This window comes from Enterobacter sp. MGH 38, from assembly GCF_000492855.1.
Taxonomy (GTDB): domain Bacteria; phylum Pseudomonadota; class Gammaproteobacteria; order Enterobacterales; family Enterobacteriaceae; genus Enterobacter; species Enterobacter hormaechei_C.
In genome coordinates this window covers 772,884-788,086 of sequence record NZ_KI535607.1, presented here as the reverse complement: position 1 = coordinate 788,086, position 15,203 = coordinate 772,884, and the positions used below count along the sequence as shown (strand labels likewise).

At 57.0% G+C, this 15,203-nt stretch carries 16 protein-coding genes; 10 read left to right on the top strand and 6 right to left on the bottom strand.

Annotation, left to right across the window (positions count from 1 at the left end):
• Nucleotides 1–138 precede the first annotated feature (138 nt).
• Nucleotides 139–1,323 (bottom strand): MFS transporter TsgA, encoded by a 1,185-nt coding sequence (tsgA, locus tag L384_RS17050; RefSeq protein WP_003861648.1) that lies wholly within the window; start codon nucleotides 1,321–1,323, stop codon nucleotides 139–141.
• 278 nt (nucleotides 1,324–1,601) lie between these two features.
• Between tsgA and ppiA the strand changes: the two genes are divergently transcribed.
• The 4 genes from ppiA to L384_RS17070 all read left to right on the top strand — a co-directional run bounded on the left by ppiA (nucleotide 1,602) and on the right by L384_RS17070 (nucleotide 4,766).
• On the top strand, nucleotides 1,602–2,174 hold the full coding sequence (gene ppiA, locus L384_RS17055) for a peptidylprolyl isomerase A (RefSeq protein WP_003861649.1): 573 nt from the start codon (nucleotides 1,602–1,604) through the stop codon (nucleotides 2,172–2,174).
• Between the two features lie 105 nt (nucleotides 2,175–2,279).
• On the top strand, nucleotides 2,280–2,864 hold the full coding sequence (locus tag L384_RS17060; RefSeq protein ID WP_023323821.1) for a putative adenosine monophosphate-protein transferase Fic: 585 nt from the start codon (nucleotides 2,280–2,282) through the stop codon (nucleotides 2,862–2,864).
• Between the two features lie 30 nt (nucleotides 2,865–2,894).
• Nucleotides 2,895–3,458, top strand: coding sequence for an aminodeoxychorismate synthase component 2 (gene pabA, locus L384_RS17065; protein ID WP_003861654.1), 564 nt, complete (start codon nucleotides 2,895–2,897; stop codon nucleotides 3,456–3,458).
• Between the two features lie 87 nt (nucleotides 3,459–3,545).
• Entirely contained in the window at nucleotides 3,546–4,766 is a 1,221-nt protein-coding gene (locus L384_RS17070; RefSeq protein WP_023323820.1) for a bifunctional acetylornithine/succinyldiaminopimelate transaminase, read from the top strand.
• Here the strand turns inward: L384_RS17070 and L384_RS17075 are convergent.
• Together L384_RS17075 and crp are read right to left on the bottom strand one after the other, a co-directional pair.
• On the bottom strand, nucleotides 4,763–6,850 hold the full coding sequence (locus tag L384_RS17075) for a YccS/YhfK family putative transporter (protein WP_003861657.1): 2,088 nt from the start codon (nucleotides 6,848–6,850) through the stop codon (nucleotides 4,763–4,765). The two genes, L384_RS17070 and L384_RS17075, sit on opposite strands and share 4 nt — an antisense overlap.
• Nucleotides 6,851–6,907: 57 nt before the next feature.
• Nucleotides 6,908–7,540 carry a cAMP-activated global transcriptional regulator CRP gene (gene crp, locus L384_RS17080; RefSeq protein WP_000242758.1) on the bottom strand — a complete coding sequence of 211 codons (633 nt, stop codon included), beginning with the start codon at nucleotides 7,538–7,540 and terminating at the stop codon, nucleotides 6,908–6,910.
• Nucleotides 7,541–7,850: 310 nt separating this feature from the next.
• On the opposite strand from crp, the gene L384_RS17085 reads away from it, so the two are divergent.
• Nucleotides 7,851–8,255: an OsmC family protein gene (locus L384_RS17085; protein ID WP_023323819.1), complete on the top strand. Its 405-nt coding sequence runs from the start codon at nucleotides 7,851–7,853 to the stop codon at nucleotides 8,253–8,255.
• A 66-nt stretch (nucleotides 8,256–8,321) separates the two neighbouring features.
• Here L384_RS17085 and L384_RS17090 read toward each other — a convergent pair whose 3' ends face one another.
• The 3 genes from L384_RS17090 to L384_RS17100 are packed head-to-tail and all read right to left on the bottom strand — an operon-like array spanning nucleotide 8,322 to nucleotide 10,459.
• Nucleotides 8,322–9,191 (bottom strand): phosphoribulokinase, encoded by an 870-nt coding sequence (locus L384_RS17090; protein ID WP_003861663.1) that lies wholly within the window; start codon nucleotides 9,189–9,191, stop codon nucleotides 8,322–8,324.
• 30 nt (nucleotides 9,192–9,221) lie between these two features.
• A complete protein-coding gene (locus L384_RS17095; RefSeq protein WP_003861664.1) occupies nucleotides 9,222–9,440 on the bottom strand; it encodes a YheU family protein in 219 nt (72 codons plus the stop codon).
• Nucleotides 9,440–10,459, bottom strand: coding sequence for a hydrolase (locus L384_RS17100; RefSeq protein WP_017693875.1), 1,020 nt, complete (start codon nucleotides 10,457–10,459; stop codon nucleotides 9,440–9,442). The genes L384_RS17095 and L384_RS17100 overlap by 1 nt, the downstream gene beginning before the upstream one ends.
• A 228-nt stretch (nucleotides 10,460–10,687) precedes the next feature.
• On the opposite strand from L384_RS17100, the gene mdcA reads away from it, so the two are divergent.
• Genes mdcA through mdcE form a run of 5 tightly spaced genes read left to right on the top strand, consistent with a single transcriptional unit; the run spans nucleotide 10,688 to nucleotide 15,135 of the window.
• Nucleotides 10,688–12,343 carry a malonate decarboxylase subunit alpha gene (gene mdcA, locus L384_RS17105; protein WP_003861669.1) on the top strand — a complete coding sequence of 552 codons (1,656 nt, stop codon included), beginning with the start codon at nucleotides 10,688–10,690 and terminating at the stop codon, nucleotides 12,341–12,343.
• Entirely contained in the window at nucleotides 12,343–13,200 is an 858-nt protein-coding gene (locus L384_RS17110; RefSeq protein WP_003861671.1) for a triphosphoribosyl-dephospho-CoA synthase, read from the top strand. The genes mdcA and L384_RS17110 overlap by 1 nt, the downstream gene beginning before the upstream one ends.
• Before the next feature lie 9 nt (nucleotides 13,201–13,209).
• Nucleotides 13,210–13,509 (top strand): malonate decarboxylase acyl carrier protein, encoded by a 300-nt coding sequence (gene mdcC / locus L384_RS17115; RefSeq protein WP_000411786.1) that lies wholly within the window; start codon nucleotides 13,210–13,212, stop codon nucleotides 13,507–13,509.
• On the top strand, nucleotides 13,502–14,335 hold the full coding sequence (locus L384_RS17120) for a biotin-independent malonate decarboxylase subunit beta (RefSeq protein ID WP_023323818.1): 834 nt from the start codon (nucleotides 13,502–13,504) through the stop codon (nucleotides 14,333–14,335). The genes mdcC and L384_RS17120 overlap by 8 nt, the downstream gene beginning before the upstream one ends.
• Complete coding sequence (mdcE, locus tag L384_RS17125) at nucleotides 14,335–15,135, top strand: biotin-independent malonate decarboxylase subunit gamma (RefSeq protein WP_032610140.1); 801 nt, start codon at nucleotides 14,335–14,337, stop codon at nucleotides 15,133–15,135. Before L384_RS17120 ends, mdcE begins: the two co-directional genes overlap by 1 nt.
• Nucleotides 15,136–15,203: the final 68 nt, after the last annotated feature.

Genomic DNA, 15,203 nt, shown 5'->3' with positions numbered 1-15,203 from the left:
TTTTATAAGTGACGGATATTGTTTGATTTTTGTGCTTGTTCGTTTTTCGCACAAAATTAATGGGGTTTTTACCCATCGGCGGGCAGGGCGGGTGAGCTGGGGGAAACCCCTTTGCAGTACGCAAAGGGGTTACGGCGATTAGTGGGTAGCTGTTGCCGGGTTGTGTTGACGGTGACGGGTCACAAAGCCCAGCACGAAGCACATGATAAACACCACGGCGTACAGACCGTTAGCGGTATGCAGCGCCGCCAGCGGGCCGCTGTGCGCAACAATCGGGCCCGTGACCACGAAGGTCAGCATGGTGCCGATGGTGCCGCAGGTCAGCACGAAGTTCACCAGCTTTGGCGAGGCCACTTTGGTCTGAAGAGAGCCAAGGGTGATGATCGAGGTATAAATCGCGCTGGAGAAGAAGCCCAGGGTCAGGATGAACCACGGCATATGCTCCGGGGAACCGTTGATGAACAGATACATCAGCACGGTCGCCAGACCCGCCAGAACGGTCAGGATCCGTTGCAGGTCGAAGAAGCGCAGGATAAAGCTAAACGCCCACATGCCGAACATGTAAGACATCCAGAAATCGCTCACCAGTTTACCCGCGTCGTTCAGGCTCATGCCCAGACCTTTAGCATACTCTGGAACCCAGGAGATAAAGCCCAGCTGGCCGAGGATGTAACACAGCGCGGCGATGGAGAGGAACAGTACGCCGATACCCCATTTTTCTTTCGCAACCGGCTCGGATGTTGTCTGCGCTTTTTTGCCCAGCACCGGGAACTCGCAGCCGAAGGTGAGAATAAAGATCGCGACATAGACCAGACCAATGCAGGCATATACCCAGTACCACTCAATGCTGCGCGCCAGAAGATACGCGGCGACCATCGGGAAAATCATCCCGGCCATGCTGAAGAAGGAGTCGGTGAACAGCAGACGCGCGCCGCGCTGGCGGCCTTCATACATGTGCGTAATCAGAAACGTACCGATCGACATGGTGATCCCGCTCACCAGGCCCAGTACGAACATGGCGGCAGAGAAGAGGGCGATGCTGTGGCTCAACATCAGGCCCGCCACGGCGGCAACCATCAGCACGAAGCCAAAACGCAGCTGCGTTTTCAGCGGCACGATTTCCATCAGCCAGGCATTAAGGAAAATAGAGATCAGGATCCCCGCGTTCAGGAAGGTGAAGGTGTTACTCATGCTGGAAACGGGCAACTGGAAGTAGTCTGCGATATTTCCCATCACCATCCCGGTGACGATCACCAACGCGCCGGTCAGGGCGTAAGAGAAGAAGCTAATCCATGTGAGCTTGATGCGATTGCTGTTAGTCATGTCTGGCCTGTTAAAAGTAAAGAAAAACGCAATGACTGCGTTTGAGCGGGCAGATTTTAGTCGCGAAAGTGATCTAATTAAATCTTTTCAGAAAATTTTGAGCACAATTGCAGGTTTTAACGTGATGCAGATCACATTACGTTGCGGGATGAACAATCGTTTGCGCGGAAATAATTGTTTCAATTTGGTAAAATTAGGTAAAAGACTGGTCTGGGTTCATACTGCTCTTTAGAATCAAGCCATTCGCTTTTTATACTGCGCTTTGTTAAGGAATTCTCATGCTCAAATCAACACTGGCGGCTGTTGCAGCTGTGTTTGCTCTTTCTGCCGTTTCCCCTGCTGCGCTGGCCGCTAAAGGAGACCCTCACGTCCTGCTGACTACCTCTGCGGGGAATATTGAGCTGGAGCTGGATAGCCAGAAAGCCCCTGTTTCGGTGAAAAACTTCCTCGACTACGTGAACAGTGGTTTTTATAACAACACCACGTTCCACCGCGTGATCCCGGGCTTTATGATTCAGGGTGGCGGTTTTAACGAGCAGATGCAGCAGAAACAGCCTAACCCGCCCATCAAAAATGAAGCTGACAACGGCCTGCTGAACAAGCGCGGCACCATCTCGATGGCGCGTACGGCGGACAAAGACAGCGCCACCAGCCAGTTCTTCCTCAACGTGGCTGATAACGCCTTCCTGGACCACGGTCAGCGCGACTTTGGCTACGCGGTGTTTGGCAAAGTGGTGAAAGGCATGGACGTGGCGGATAAGATCTCTCAGGTTCAGACTCACGATGTCGGTCCATACCAGAATGTGCCGACTAAGCCTGTCGTCATTCTCTCCGCGAAAGTGCTGCCGTAATCGTTCCCTCACACGGGCACATCTTGCCCGTGTCTTTCCGCCCTCCCTGCGAAAGCGCGTTTTGCTGCTTATACTTGTGGCAAACGGACTATTCAGGGAGGCGTAGTGAAAAAACTCACCGACAAGCAAAAATCCCGTCTCTGGGAGCAACAACGTAATGTCAATTTTCAGGCCAGCTGCCTCCTTGAAAAAGGTAAGGGGCCCGCTGAACCCGATATCGAGACGCTGGAACTGGGGCCTTCCGCACCGGGTTTACCCCATCTGTGTCTTATTCACCGCCATTTATTCCGCAACGAAATGAAAGGCGCGGGCGAGCTGCGCACCGCCGATATTTCCAAGGGCGACATTCCTTTTTGCCATTTCGAGTACATCGAGAAAGTGGGTAATGAGCTGATGGCTTCGCTGGAAAGTGATAAATATCTGGTAGGCCTTCAGAAAGAAGAGTTTACAGACAGAATCAGTCATTACTACTGTGAAATCAACATGCTACATCCGTTTATGAGCGGTAATGGCGTGGCCCAGCGGATCTTCTTTGAACAACTGGCTATTCATGCGGGCTACGTGCTGAACTGGCAGGGGATCGACCCGGACGACTGGGCTGCCGCCAACCAGAGCGGGGCGATGGGGGATTTGACCGCCCTGAACGTCATCTTCGCCAAAGTTGTGAGCGAAGCGCGGGAATCTGCGTAAAATAGGGCGGCCATTTTTTCAGGAGCCGCCATGATTCTGCTGATTGATAACTATGATTCCTTTACCTGGAACCTCTACCAGTATTTTTGCGAGCTGGGGGCAGAGGTGGTTGTCCGCCGTAACGATGAGATCGCGCTGGATGACATTGACGCGCTGGCACCTCAGAAAATCGTGATTTCGCCCGGGCCGTGTACCCCGTCGGAGTCCGGCATCTCGCTGGCGGTAATCCAACACTATGCGGGCAAACTGCCGATTCTGGGCGTCTGCCTGGGTCACCAGGCCATTGCGCAGGTCTTTGGCGCCACCATTGTCCGTGCCGCGAAAGTCATGCATGGCAAAACCTCACCGATCACACACACCGGTACCGGCGCATTCCTGGGGCTAAACAATCCGTTAACCGTGACGCGCTACCATTCTCTGATTATTGATCCTCCGACCCTGCCGGCCTGCTTTGAGGTTACCGCCTGGAGCGAGACGCAGGAGATCATGGGCATTCGCCACCGCGAGTACGATCTGGAAGGTGTGCAGTTCCACCCGGAAAGCATTCTCAGCGAACAGGGGCACGCGCTGCTGGCCAATTTCCTTAATCGCTGAATATCGGTTGCCTTGCTGTGATTTTTTATGCATATTTTGTGATTATATTTTCACAATAACTGTGACATAAAAATGGATGGTCATGACATGGCAACTGAACAACCAGCAATTACCCGCGCGACATTCGATGAAGTGATCCTGCCGATTTATGCACCGGCTGAATTTATCCCGGTGAAAGGGAGAGGCAGCCGCGTCTGGGATCAGCAGGGCAACGAGTATGTTGATTTCGCAGGCGGTATTGCGGTGACGGCACTGGGCCATTGCCATCCTGCGCTGGTGGACGCGCTGAAAACGCAGGGCGAAACGCTGTGGCACACCAGCAACGTGTTCACCAACGAACCGGCGCTGCGTCTGGGGCGTAAGATCATCGATGCCACCTTCGCCGAACGCGTGCTGTTTATGAACTCCGGCACCGAAGCCAACGAAACCGCCTTTAAGCTGGCGCGCTACTACGCAACCACGCGTCATAGTCCGTACAAAACCAAAATCATCGCCTTCCATAACGCCTTCCACGGTCGCTCGTTCTTTACCGTTTCCGTGGGCGGCCAGCCGAAGTATTCCGACGGCTTTGGTCCGAAACCTGCGGATATCATCCACGTGCCGTTTAACGATCTGCACGCCGTTAAAGCGGTGATGGACGATCACACCTGTGCCGTGGTGGTCGAGCCCATTCAGGGGGAAAGCGGCGTCACGGCGGCCACCCCGGAATTTCTGCAAGGGCTGCGCGAACTGTGCGACGAGCACCAGGCGCTGCTGGTGTTTGATGAAGTGCAGTGTGGGATGGGGCGTACCGGGGATCTGTTCGCTTATATGCACTACGGCGTAACGCCGGATATTCTGACCAGCGCGAAAGCGCTCGGCGGCGGTTTCCCGGTCAGTGCGGTCCTCACTACCCAGGATATCGCTTCCGCATTTCATGTGGGCTCACACGGCTCCACCTACGGCGGTAATCCGCTGGCGTGTGCCGTGGCGGGTGCGGCGTTCGATATCATTAATACGCCGGACGTCCTGAATGGCGTGAATGCGAAACGCGATCTGTTTTTGAAACATCTTCAGCAGATTGACGAACAGTTTGATGTCTTCAGCGAAATCCGCGGAATGGGGCTGCTGATTGGCGCCGAGTTGAAGCCTCAGTATAAAGGCCGCGCGCGCGATTTCCTGCACGCCGCCGCGCACGAAGGCGTCATGGTGCTCAATGCCGGGCCGGACGTGATGCGCTTTGCGCCATCGCTTGTGGTGGAAGACAAAGACATCGAAGACGGATTAACCCGTTTTGCCGCGGCAGTCGCGAAGATCGTCAGCGGCTAATACGCGGTTCGTTTTAACCGGCGCGTTAACCAAATCCCGTGATGCGGGCGCTGACGCCATGCCACCGACGAAATGGTATGCATGGTGTTCAGGTGGCCGAGAACGCGCTGTAAATGCTGCTCAAGGGTGCTCATCGGCCCATGGGTCAGCGTCTCCGGCGCTTCCAGAATGTTCGAATCCCCTGACTCGCCCGGTGCATCATACTCCAGGCGCTGCTGACAGCGCTGCAACGCAATTTCACACGACTGCAAATAGCGCTGCGCCAGATCCGGCGTCAGCATCGTGTGCTCCCGCGCCAGCGTCGTCATGGCATTGATATGCTCGACGATAAACTGGCTGTGCGTGACCCACAGCTTCATGTCAGCCAGATAGTGCGCGTTAAAGCCCGGCTCCTGCATGGCCTGGTTAAGGGAGTTGAACAGGGCGTTATGCGCCTGGTTGACCTTCATGCGCTCGTAGGCCAGCGGAGAGGGCTGTGGGTCATCGCTCAGGATCAGACGAATGGCCTGCTGGTCAGCTTCCAGCGCGTCGTGGGCGTTCTGCCTCAACAGCCCACTCTGCCACTGCGGCCACAGCCAGACCATGCCGCCAAAGGCGATCAGGCAGCCAATCAGCGTATCGACCAGACGGGCAATAATAAACTGTTCCCCGTTAAGCGTGAGCAGTTGAAGGGTATACACCGCCGTCACCGTAAAGCCCACCATCGCCCAGCCGTAGTTTTTGCGGATAATCAGATAGCTCACCAGCGTGATTGCCAGCATACCGGCCAGGGTATAGCCCTCCGGCACGTGGAAGTGCAGCGTCACGCCCGCGATAATCAGCCCCGCCATCGTGCCGCCCGCCCGATGCAGAATACGGACCCGCGTGGCGCCATAGCCGTTCTGGGTAACAAACAGTACGGTCATTAAGATCCAGTAGGGTTTCGGCAGGTGCAGGGCCATTCCCATCAGGCTGGCGATGCTCAGCATCACACTGATCCGTGCGGCATTGCGCAGGGCAGAAGATTTCAGCGAAAGATAGCTTTTGAGCGCGGGCAGCAGCGGCAGCCGTTTTTGCTTATCGGCCATCAGGTCGCGGGCATAAAGCGGGCGCTGGGTGCGTAACACCCGGGCGATGCGGCTGAAATGCCAGGCAGCAAATTGCCCGACCGGGTTATCCGCGTGCTGACGCGCAATCTTTTCCAGCGCGCCGAGCTGTTTGTCCATGTTAAAGCGCGTCGGGTAGCGGTGATAGAGGATATCGTCAGCCAGCACCCGCAGGCGGGCCGCGACGGTCTGCGCGTTCCAGCGGATCACCGCTTCTGCATGGCTGCGCTCCACCAGCTTTTGCACCTCTTCCGGATTATGAAGGCTGACGGAGATATGCTCCTGCAAATCCAGCCCGACCTGGAAGATTCGCAGCAGCCGCTTGTATTCATGATTTTTGTTGGCGGCAAGCATGTGCAACTGCTGATAGCACTGGCTGATCAGATCCACCACTTTTTGCTGGCGCGCCAGTAGCGGCGGCAGGGATTTTTCCGGGTCGGTATGTTGAGTGAGCAGGGTGTATTTTGCTTCGCAGTATTCAGCAAGCTGCACGTAGAGCAGGCTCAGGGATTCGCGCAGCGGCTGTTCCCGCCACAGCCAGAACCAGAACCAGTTAAACAGCCCGTACCACAGCGTGCCGAGGGCGTAGATCAGCAATGGCTCCCACACCGGCATATTACCTGCAAGGCTTAAGGTGAAGATGGCGGCAATCAGCGACGCGGGAAGCAGGCGGGCGTGCAGCGAGCTGATTTCGGCGGTGACGCCGAGCGTCATCGCCAGCACGGTCAGGATCAGCGGCAGAGGAATGTCGCGGGCCAGTAAGAGTTGTACGGCAAGGCTACAGCCGGCAAACAGGCAGCCGCCAATAATCAGACGTTTAAAAAAGCGTTTATGGGGCGTATCCAGACCGGCAATGTTGCAGCAGGCGGGCACGAGGGAAAACAGCAGGCCTTGCTGAAGATGTCCGAGGAGCAGGCCCACGGCCACGGGAAGACACAACACCAGCGTTTGTCGTAGTGCGTAGTTAACTTCCGGGTGATAGATCAGCCTGCGCCACATGAGGAGTAGAGACAAAAACGGCGTGCCACCCTGCGGCGGCACGCCGTTTGACCGGAATTAACGGGTCCCGTAAACCACGATGGTTTTACCGTGGGCGGAGATCAGGTTCTGATCTTCCAGCATCTTCAGGATACGGCCCACTGTTTCACGGGAGCAGCCGACGATCTGACCGATTTCCTGGCGGGTAATTTTAATTTGCATACCGTCAGGGTGAGTCATGGCGTCTGGTTGTTTCGCCAGGTTCAGCAGCGTCTGCGCGATACGACCGGTTACGTCCAGGAAGGCGAGGTTACCTACCTTCTCAGAGGTCACTTGCAGACGGCGTGCCATCTGGGAAGAGAGACGCATCAGGATGTCAGGGTTGACCTGAATCAGCTGACGGAATTTCTTATAAGAAATTTCAGCCACTTCACATGCTGTTTTTGCACGAACCCAGGCGCTACGTTCCTGGCCTTCTTCAAACAGGCCCAGTTCACCGATAAAATCGCCCTGGTTCAGATAAGAAAGGATCATCTCTTTCCCTTCTTCATCTTTGATCAGCACGGCCACCGAGCCTTTAACGATGTAATACAACGTTTCCGCTTTTTCACCCTGGTGAATCAGCGTGCTCTTTGATGGGTACTTATGAATGTGGCAATGAGACAAGAACCATTCGAGAGTCGGGTCTGTTTGCGGTTTGCCAAGCACCATGCGCTGTTATCCTCTGTTATAAGCTGTCACCAGAGTCATAAGATGCATCCGGACTCTGGGGTTGCAATCGAATTCTTACCCATACCTGGGAAGTCGGCTGTCGTAACGTTTCGCAGCCAGTAAAGTTTGATGTCCTCTGCATACATGTGTAACGTCAATGTATTACTGTAGCATCCAGAGTGTTTTAGCATAGCTTTCGCCGCGTGTCTCCTGGTGTCTCGCTTCAGCATGACGCAGGTCGCCTTCCGTTGCGAGAAATGTAACGTACACGTAATCTGTCATAAAAAATGCAACGTTGGAGTGAGTGAATATGCAAGCGCGTGTGAAATGGGTTGAAGGGTTAACGTTCCTGGGCGAGTCTGCTTCCGGGCATCAGGTTTTGATGGATGGCAACTCCGGCGATAAAGCGCCAAGCCCGATGGAGATGGTGCTGATGGCGGCGGGCGGATGCAGCGCGATCGACGTGGTGTCGATCCTGCAAAAAGGCCGTCATGACGTGACCGATTGTGAAGTGAAGCTGACGTCAGAACGTCGCGAAGAGGCGCCACGCCTGTTCACGCATATTAATCTGCACTTTATCGTCACCGGCAAAGAACTGAAGGATGCGGCGGTCTCGCGTGCGGTTGACCTTTCTGCGGAGAAATACTGCTCTGTGGCGTTAATGCTGGAGAAAGCGGTAAAAATCACCCATTCTTATGAAGTGATAGAGGCTTAATTATTGGGGCATCGTGCGTGTTGATGCCCTCACCCTAACCCTCTCCCACGGGGAGAGGGAACATGTTCACGCGATCTGCTTCCCTTCCATCAGCCGCTGCACCAGCGGTGTCATGATAAGTTCCATTGCCAGCCCCATTTTTCCCCCGGGCACCACTAACGTATTCATGTGCGAAATAAACGAACCTTGTAGCATCGCCAGCAGCCAGGGGTAATCAATGCCTTCCAGGTTGCGGAAGTGGATCACCACAAAGCTCTCGTCCAGGGAAGGGATGCTTTTTGCGGCGAACGGGTTGGAGGTGTCCACGGTGGGGACGCGCTGGAAGTTAATGTGGGTTCGGGAGAACTGCGGCGTCAGGAAGTTGATGTAATCTTCCATGGAGCGCACCACCGAATCCATGACCGCCTCTCGCGAATGGCCGCGCTCGCTCATGTCACGCGTCAGCTTCTGGATCCACTCAAGGTTAACAATCGGCACCACCCCCACCAGCAAATCCACGTGGCGCGCCACGTCGTGCTGAGGCGTCACCACGCCACCGTGCAATCCTTCGTAAAACAGCACGTCAGTCGGTTCCGGCAGCGGCTGCCAGGGCGTGAACGTGCCGGGGACCTGGTTCCAGGGCACGGCTTCATCGTAGGTGTGGAGATACTTGCGGGACTGCCCGGTACCGCTTTGCCCGTATTCACGGAAGGTTTGCTCCAGCAGGCCGAAGTCATTGGCCTCCGGGCCGAAGTAGCTGATGTGTTTACCCAGATCGCGCGCCTTGCGGATGGCCATATCCATCTCCGGGCGCGTGTAGCGGTGAAAGCTGTCGCCTTCTACCTCGGCCGCCCGTAAGTTAAGCTGGGCGAAGATCTTGCGGAAGGCGAGGCTGGTGGTAGTGGTTCCCGCCCCACTCGAACCCGTAACGGCAATAACCGGATGTCTGGCAGACATAGCAACTCCCTGACTGTAAAAGTGTAAAGATCAGCCGTGAAACGCGTTGCGGGGCATGATATTGACCGTCTCATGCAGTTCGGACCATACCAGCACCACGTCGCCGCTTTTAAGCTGGCGCTTAACATCGTTGACCTTTTGTTCAAGCGAACGTTCATGTTCACCATAATCGGTGCCTTCGCGCAAGACAAAGCTTTCAATCAGATTATCGAGCGTTTCGGGAGAGAGATCCTGCCAGGGAATAATCATTATTTACCGTCCAGATAAGCCGTTAACCAGTCGGGTATACGCGTCTCAAGCCACATTTTTGGCCGACGCAGCGTGCCGCCGACAAAGCCGACGTGTCCCCCGAATTGGGTGAGCTGATACTCCACGTTGGCCGGCAGATGATCGGGCGCCGGGATCGAGTGATGATCCATAAACGGATCATCTTTGGCGTGGATAATCAGCGTGGGTTTCGTGATTTGATTCAGTAAAGGCATGGCGCTGCACTGACGGTAATAGTCAATCGCATCGGCAAAACCGTGAATTTTCGAGGTGATCAAATCATCAAACTCGCGCAGGCGCTTCACGCGTTTGAGCTGTTGCAGCGTCACAGGCAGCGTATCCGGATAGGCCTTCAGCTTGCGCGCGGCGTTGGCTTTCAGCAGGTTGAGCAGGTAGCGCTGGTACACTCGCGAAAAGCCCTTTTCCATATGATAGCTGCACTGCTCCAGCATAAACGGCGCAGAGACAATCACCGCCGCATCCAGCGGTACGGCGTCGCTCTCCTTCGCCAGCAGACAGGCCAGCATATTGCCGCCCAGCGAATACCCCACCGCTGCCGTTGGCGCCTCGCCGAAATTGTCTCTTAGCCAGCGCAGGAACCAGGTGCCGTCCTCGGTTTCACCCGAGTGATAAATGCGTTTCTGACGATTAGGCTCGCCGCTGCATCCGCGGAAATGCATCACCACCCCAAGCCAGCCGCGGGCTTTCGCCGCCTCAATGAGTCCGTGTGCGTAAGGGCTGTGCAGGCTGCCTTCCAGACCGTGAAACACCACCAGACGGGGTTTATGTCTGGCCCGATCCGGATCTTCGCTCCAGGCGAGATCCAAAAAGTCGCCATCCGGCAAATCCAGGCGTTGCCAGTGCGGGGTGAACTGTACCTTGCGGCGGATCAGGCGCGGCAGCATGGTTTGCAGGTGAGGGTTAGCCACACCGCGCATGGGCACGAACTCTGCGCTCTCTTCGGCTGCAATGTCGAAGTCTGAGGGAATGATTTGGGTCATAAGGGCGATGCTGATTCTTGTCAGAAATTAACTATACCTTCCGAATTGTACCCCGTTTAGCCCGTTTTTCCGAAACATGAACTGATCCCGATCACAAATATTTACCTTGATTATTACTCTCAGGCTAATGATTTGCCTCTACGCTTAATTGATGCCTTTCTCACCAGAGCGCACACTTTACTCAACGTTAAGCAAATCAGAATGATGTGCTGAATCAGGAGGTTAATAATGTTATCTGGGCAAACACCCACCCGGCAATGGAACACCCGACGCAGTGAGAAAGCGCGTCGTCTGGCGTCCGTACCGGTGCAGGGCAAGGTACTGCCAACCGGCGATCTTGTCGCCATGCTGGAAAAACTGATCGCACCAGGCGACAAAGTCGTTCTGGAAGGCAACAACCAGAAGCAGGCGGATTTCCTTTCCCGTTCACTGGCGGAAGTGAACCCGCAAATCGTGCACGATCTGCATATGATCATGCCGAGCGTGGGCCGCAGCGAACATCTGGACATCTTTGAGAAAGGCATCGCCCGCAAGCTGGACTTCTCCTTCTCCGGTACGCAAAGCCTGCGAATCTCCCAACTGCTGGAGGATGGTCAGCTCGAAATCGGGGCGATTCACACCTACATCGAACTCTACTCACGTTTATACGTCGACCTTTCGCCAAACGTGGCGCTGATTGCCGGTTTTAAAGCGGACCGCAAAGGCAACCTCTATACCGGGGCGAGTACCGAAGATACCCCGGCGCTGGTGGAAGCCGCCGCGTTCCACGACGGCATCGTCATCGCGCAGGTGAACGAGCTGGTGGATGACGAGTGCGACCTTCCGCGTGTGGATATTCCGGGCTCGTGGATTGATTTTGTGGTGGTTGCCGATAAGCCGTTCTTTATCGAACCGCTTTTCACCCGCGACCCACGCCTGATCAAACAGGAACACATCCTGATGGCGATGATGGCGATTAAAGGCATCTACGCCGAACACCAGGTGCAGTCCCTGAACCACGGGATTGGCTTTAACACCGCAGCGATCGAGCTGCTGCTGCCAACTTACGGCGAACAGCTCGGACTCAAAGGCAAAATCTGTAAACACTGGACTTTGAACCCGCATCCAACGCTGATCCCGGCCATCGAAAGCGGCTGGGTGGAGAGCGTCCACTGCTTCGGCGGCGAGCTGGGGATGGAAGAGTACATCCGCGCCCGTCCGGACGTGTTCTTTACCGGTGCTGACGGCTCCATGCGCTCTAACCGCGCCTTCTGTCAGCTGGCTGGTCAGTACGCGGTCGATATGTTTATCGGCTCCACGCTACAGGTTGATGGTTACGCTAACTCCTCAACCGTGACTCGCGGCCGTCTTTCCGGCTTCGGCGGCGCGCCAAACATGGGCCACGATCCGCACGGTCGTCGCCACGCCACACCGGCCTGGCTGAACATGATCACCGAGCCTGACCCGATGCAGCGCGGTAAAAAGCTGGTTGTGCAGATGGTGGAAACCTTCCAGGCGGGCGTGAAGCCAACCTTCGTGGAAAAACTCGACGCTGTTGACGTCGCGAAAGCCTCCGGTATGCCGCTCGCGCCGGTCATGATTTACGGCGATGACGTCACCCACGTGCTGACGGAAGAGGGGATTGCTTACCTCTACCGGGCGAAAGATCTGGAAGAGCGTCGCGCCATGGTCGCCGCCGTGGCGGGTATCACCGATATCGGTCTGGGCGTTGACGCCAAACGCGTGGCGGAACTACGTCAGAGCGGCAAGGTTGTGTATCCGGAAGATATGGGCATTCGTCGTACCGATGCCACTCGCTCTCTGCTGGCTGCGGGCAGCGTGGCTGATCTCGTTGAGTGGTCCGGTGGTCTGTATAACCCACCTGCGAAATTCCGGAGCTGGTAATGAAACTTCTGCCACAGATCCAGGTTGAAGGCGGTGCCGAATGGCTGGCGCGAACCGCCACGCAGTGTCTGATTGACGAAGCACGTTTAAGCCCGAAACCCGGTCTGGTGGACAGCCGGGGGAACGGCGCGCACCACGATTTATCGCTTGCGCTGATGGAGCGCTCCGCTCGCAGCCTGACCCCCACGTTTCAGGCGCTGGCACAGCAGAGCTGGCAGCGTCCGGCGGATATTGCCCTCCGGCAAACCGTTGGCCGCCTGGGTCGCGAAGGTGAACGGCAGATGATGGCCGCTACCGACGGCGTGAACACGCACCGTGGCGCGATCTGGGCGCTGGGATTGCTGGTGAGCGCGGTGGCGATGCTGGGCGGCGATGCCCGTGCGCAAACCGTCGCGAACACCGCCGCTCAGCTGGCGAAGCTGCCGGATGACGTGGCGCCGAAAGTGTTCAGCAAGGGGTTACGCGTCACGCACCGCTACCGTGTACCGGGTGCGCGTGAAGAGGCTCAGCAGGCGTTTCCGCACATCATGCAGCGCGCGCTGCCGCAGCTTCGCCTCAGCCGTCTCAACGGCAGCAGCGAAACGCAGGCCAGACTCGACGCGCTGATGGCGATCATGACCTCGCTCACCGACACCTGCGTGCTGTCGCGCGCCGGCATGGAGGGGCTGGACGCCATGCAGAACGGCGCCCGTGCAGTGCTGAACGCCGGAGGATGCGCAACGCTCGCCGGGCAGCAGGCGCTGGCGCGGTTAGACCGTCAGATGCTGGCGCTTAACGCCTCGCCGGGCGGAGCCGCAGACCTGCTTGCCGCCACGCTGTTTCTTGACCGCGTCGAAACGCCCTATTCAAAGCATTAAGAGGATGTTATGGAAAAAATCACATTGACCGTGCCCGCCAGCCGCGAAGTAAGCGGCAGGGCGCTGGCAGGGGTAGTCGGTTCCGGGGATATGGAGGTGCTTTTCACCGCCGAACCGGGCCAGACCTTAACCATTGATATCACCACTTCCGTCGACAACAGCCGCGGGCGCTGGGAGGCGTTGTTCAACCGCCTGCAAACCGTCAGCAGCCTGCCCGCAGGTAAGCTGACCATCCACGACTTCGGCGCGACGCCGGGCGTGGCACGCATTCGTATCGAACAGGTCTTTGAAGGGGTGAATCATGCGTGATGACAGCAGCTTTATCGAACTAAAAGCGCGCCAGCGTGCACAGGCGCTGCTCGACGACGGCAGCTACCGCGAACTGCTGGATCCGTTTGAAGGCATTATCTCTCCGTGGCTTGGGCCACAGGGGATTGTTCCTCAGGCCGATGACGGCATGGTGGTCGCGAAAGGGACCATCAACGGCCAGCCTGCGGTGGTGGTGGCGATTGAAGGCACCTTCCAGGGCGGCAGCATGGGCGAAGTGTCCGGCGCCAAAATGGCGGCGGCGCTGGAGCTGGCGGCGGAAGATAACCGCAACGGCATTCCGACTCAGGCGGTACTGTGCCTCGAAACCGGTGGCGTACGTTTGCAGGAAGCCAACCTTGGCCTGGCGGCGATTGCCGATATCCACGCCGCGATCGTTGACCTGCGTCGCTATACCCCGGTCGTCGGGATTGTCGCCGGGACCGTAGGCTGCTTCGGCGGGATGTCTATCGCCGCGGCGCTGTGCAGCTACCTGATTGTGACCCGCGAAGCGCGTCTTGGCCTCAACGGTCCGCAGGTTATCGAGCAGGAAGCGGGCATTGAAGAGTATGACTCCCGCGACCGTCCGTTTATCTGGAGCATGACCGGCGGCGAAGTACGCTTTGAAAGCGGGCTGGTGGACGCGCTGGTGGGCGACGGCGTGAACGCGGTGAAAGCCGCGATGAACGAGGCCATCGCCAAAGGCGTACCGGGGAAACATCGCACCGATAACTACGACGATTACCTGAGCCGTCTGACGAATTTCGACACCCGCAAACAGGCCGATGCCGAACAGATTAAAGCGCTTTTTGCCCGGGAGGTGAAATGATGAGTACTTCAATAAGCCGTGGCGAACTCTGGCTGGAAACCCTCGCCCCTAACGCCAAACGTCTGGAAGGGTTATGCCCGTCCGTGCAGGCCGCAGACGGCGAGCTGAACGGTGAAACGGTGCGTTTTGTCGCCGTGGTGCCGGACGCTAACAACCACTTCCCGCGCGCGGCGCAAGGGGAAGTCGGCCTGCTGGAAGGCTGGACGCTGGCAAAAGTGGTCAGCGAAACCGTCGCCGCTGACGCAGATAAAGCCGTGAAGCGCCCGATTGTGGCGGTAATCGACGTCCCAAGCCAGGCCTATGGCCGTCGCGAAGAGGCGTTTGGCATTCACCAGGCGCTGGCCGGCGCCGCTGCCGCCTACGCTAATGCGCGGCTGGCAGGTCATCCGGTGATTGGTCTTATCGTCGGTAAGGCCATGTCCGGCGCGTTTCTGGCGCACGGCTACCAGGCTAACCGTCTGATTGCCTTCAACGATAAAGGCGTGCTGATCCACGCCATGGGCAAAGAGTCTGCGGCGCGCATTACGCTGCGTACCGTTGAGGCGCTGGAAAAACTGGCGGCAACCATCCCGCCAATGGCGTACGACATCAGCAACTACGCCACGCTGGGGCTGCTTTCCGACCTGCTGGATATCAGCAATCCGGATGCCCCTTCCGAAAGCGATCTGACGCGGGTGAAAACCACCCTGCAACAGGCCATCAGTGACGCTCGTCAGGACACCACGTTGAAAAACCGTCTGGGTGCTGACAACCGCCGCAGCTCAGCGCTCGTACGTGAACGTATGCGAGCCAGCTGGTAAGTAAAAAGAGACCTGCCAGATGCATCACCCCGTGGGCGCGCCCGTTGCGTCCACGCGGGAACCTGCAT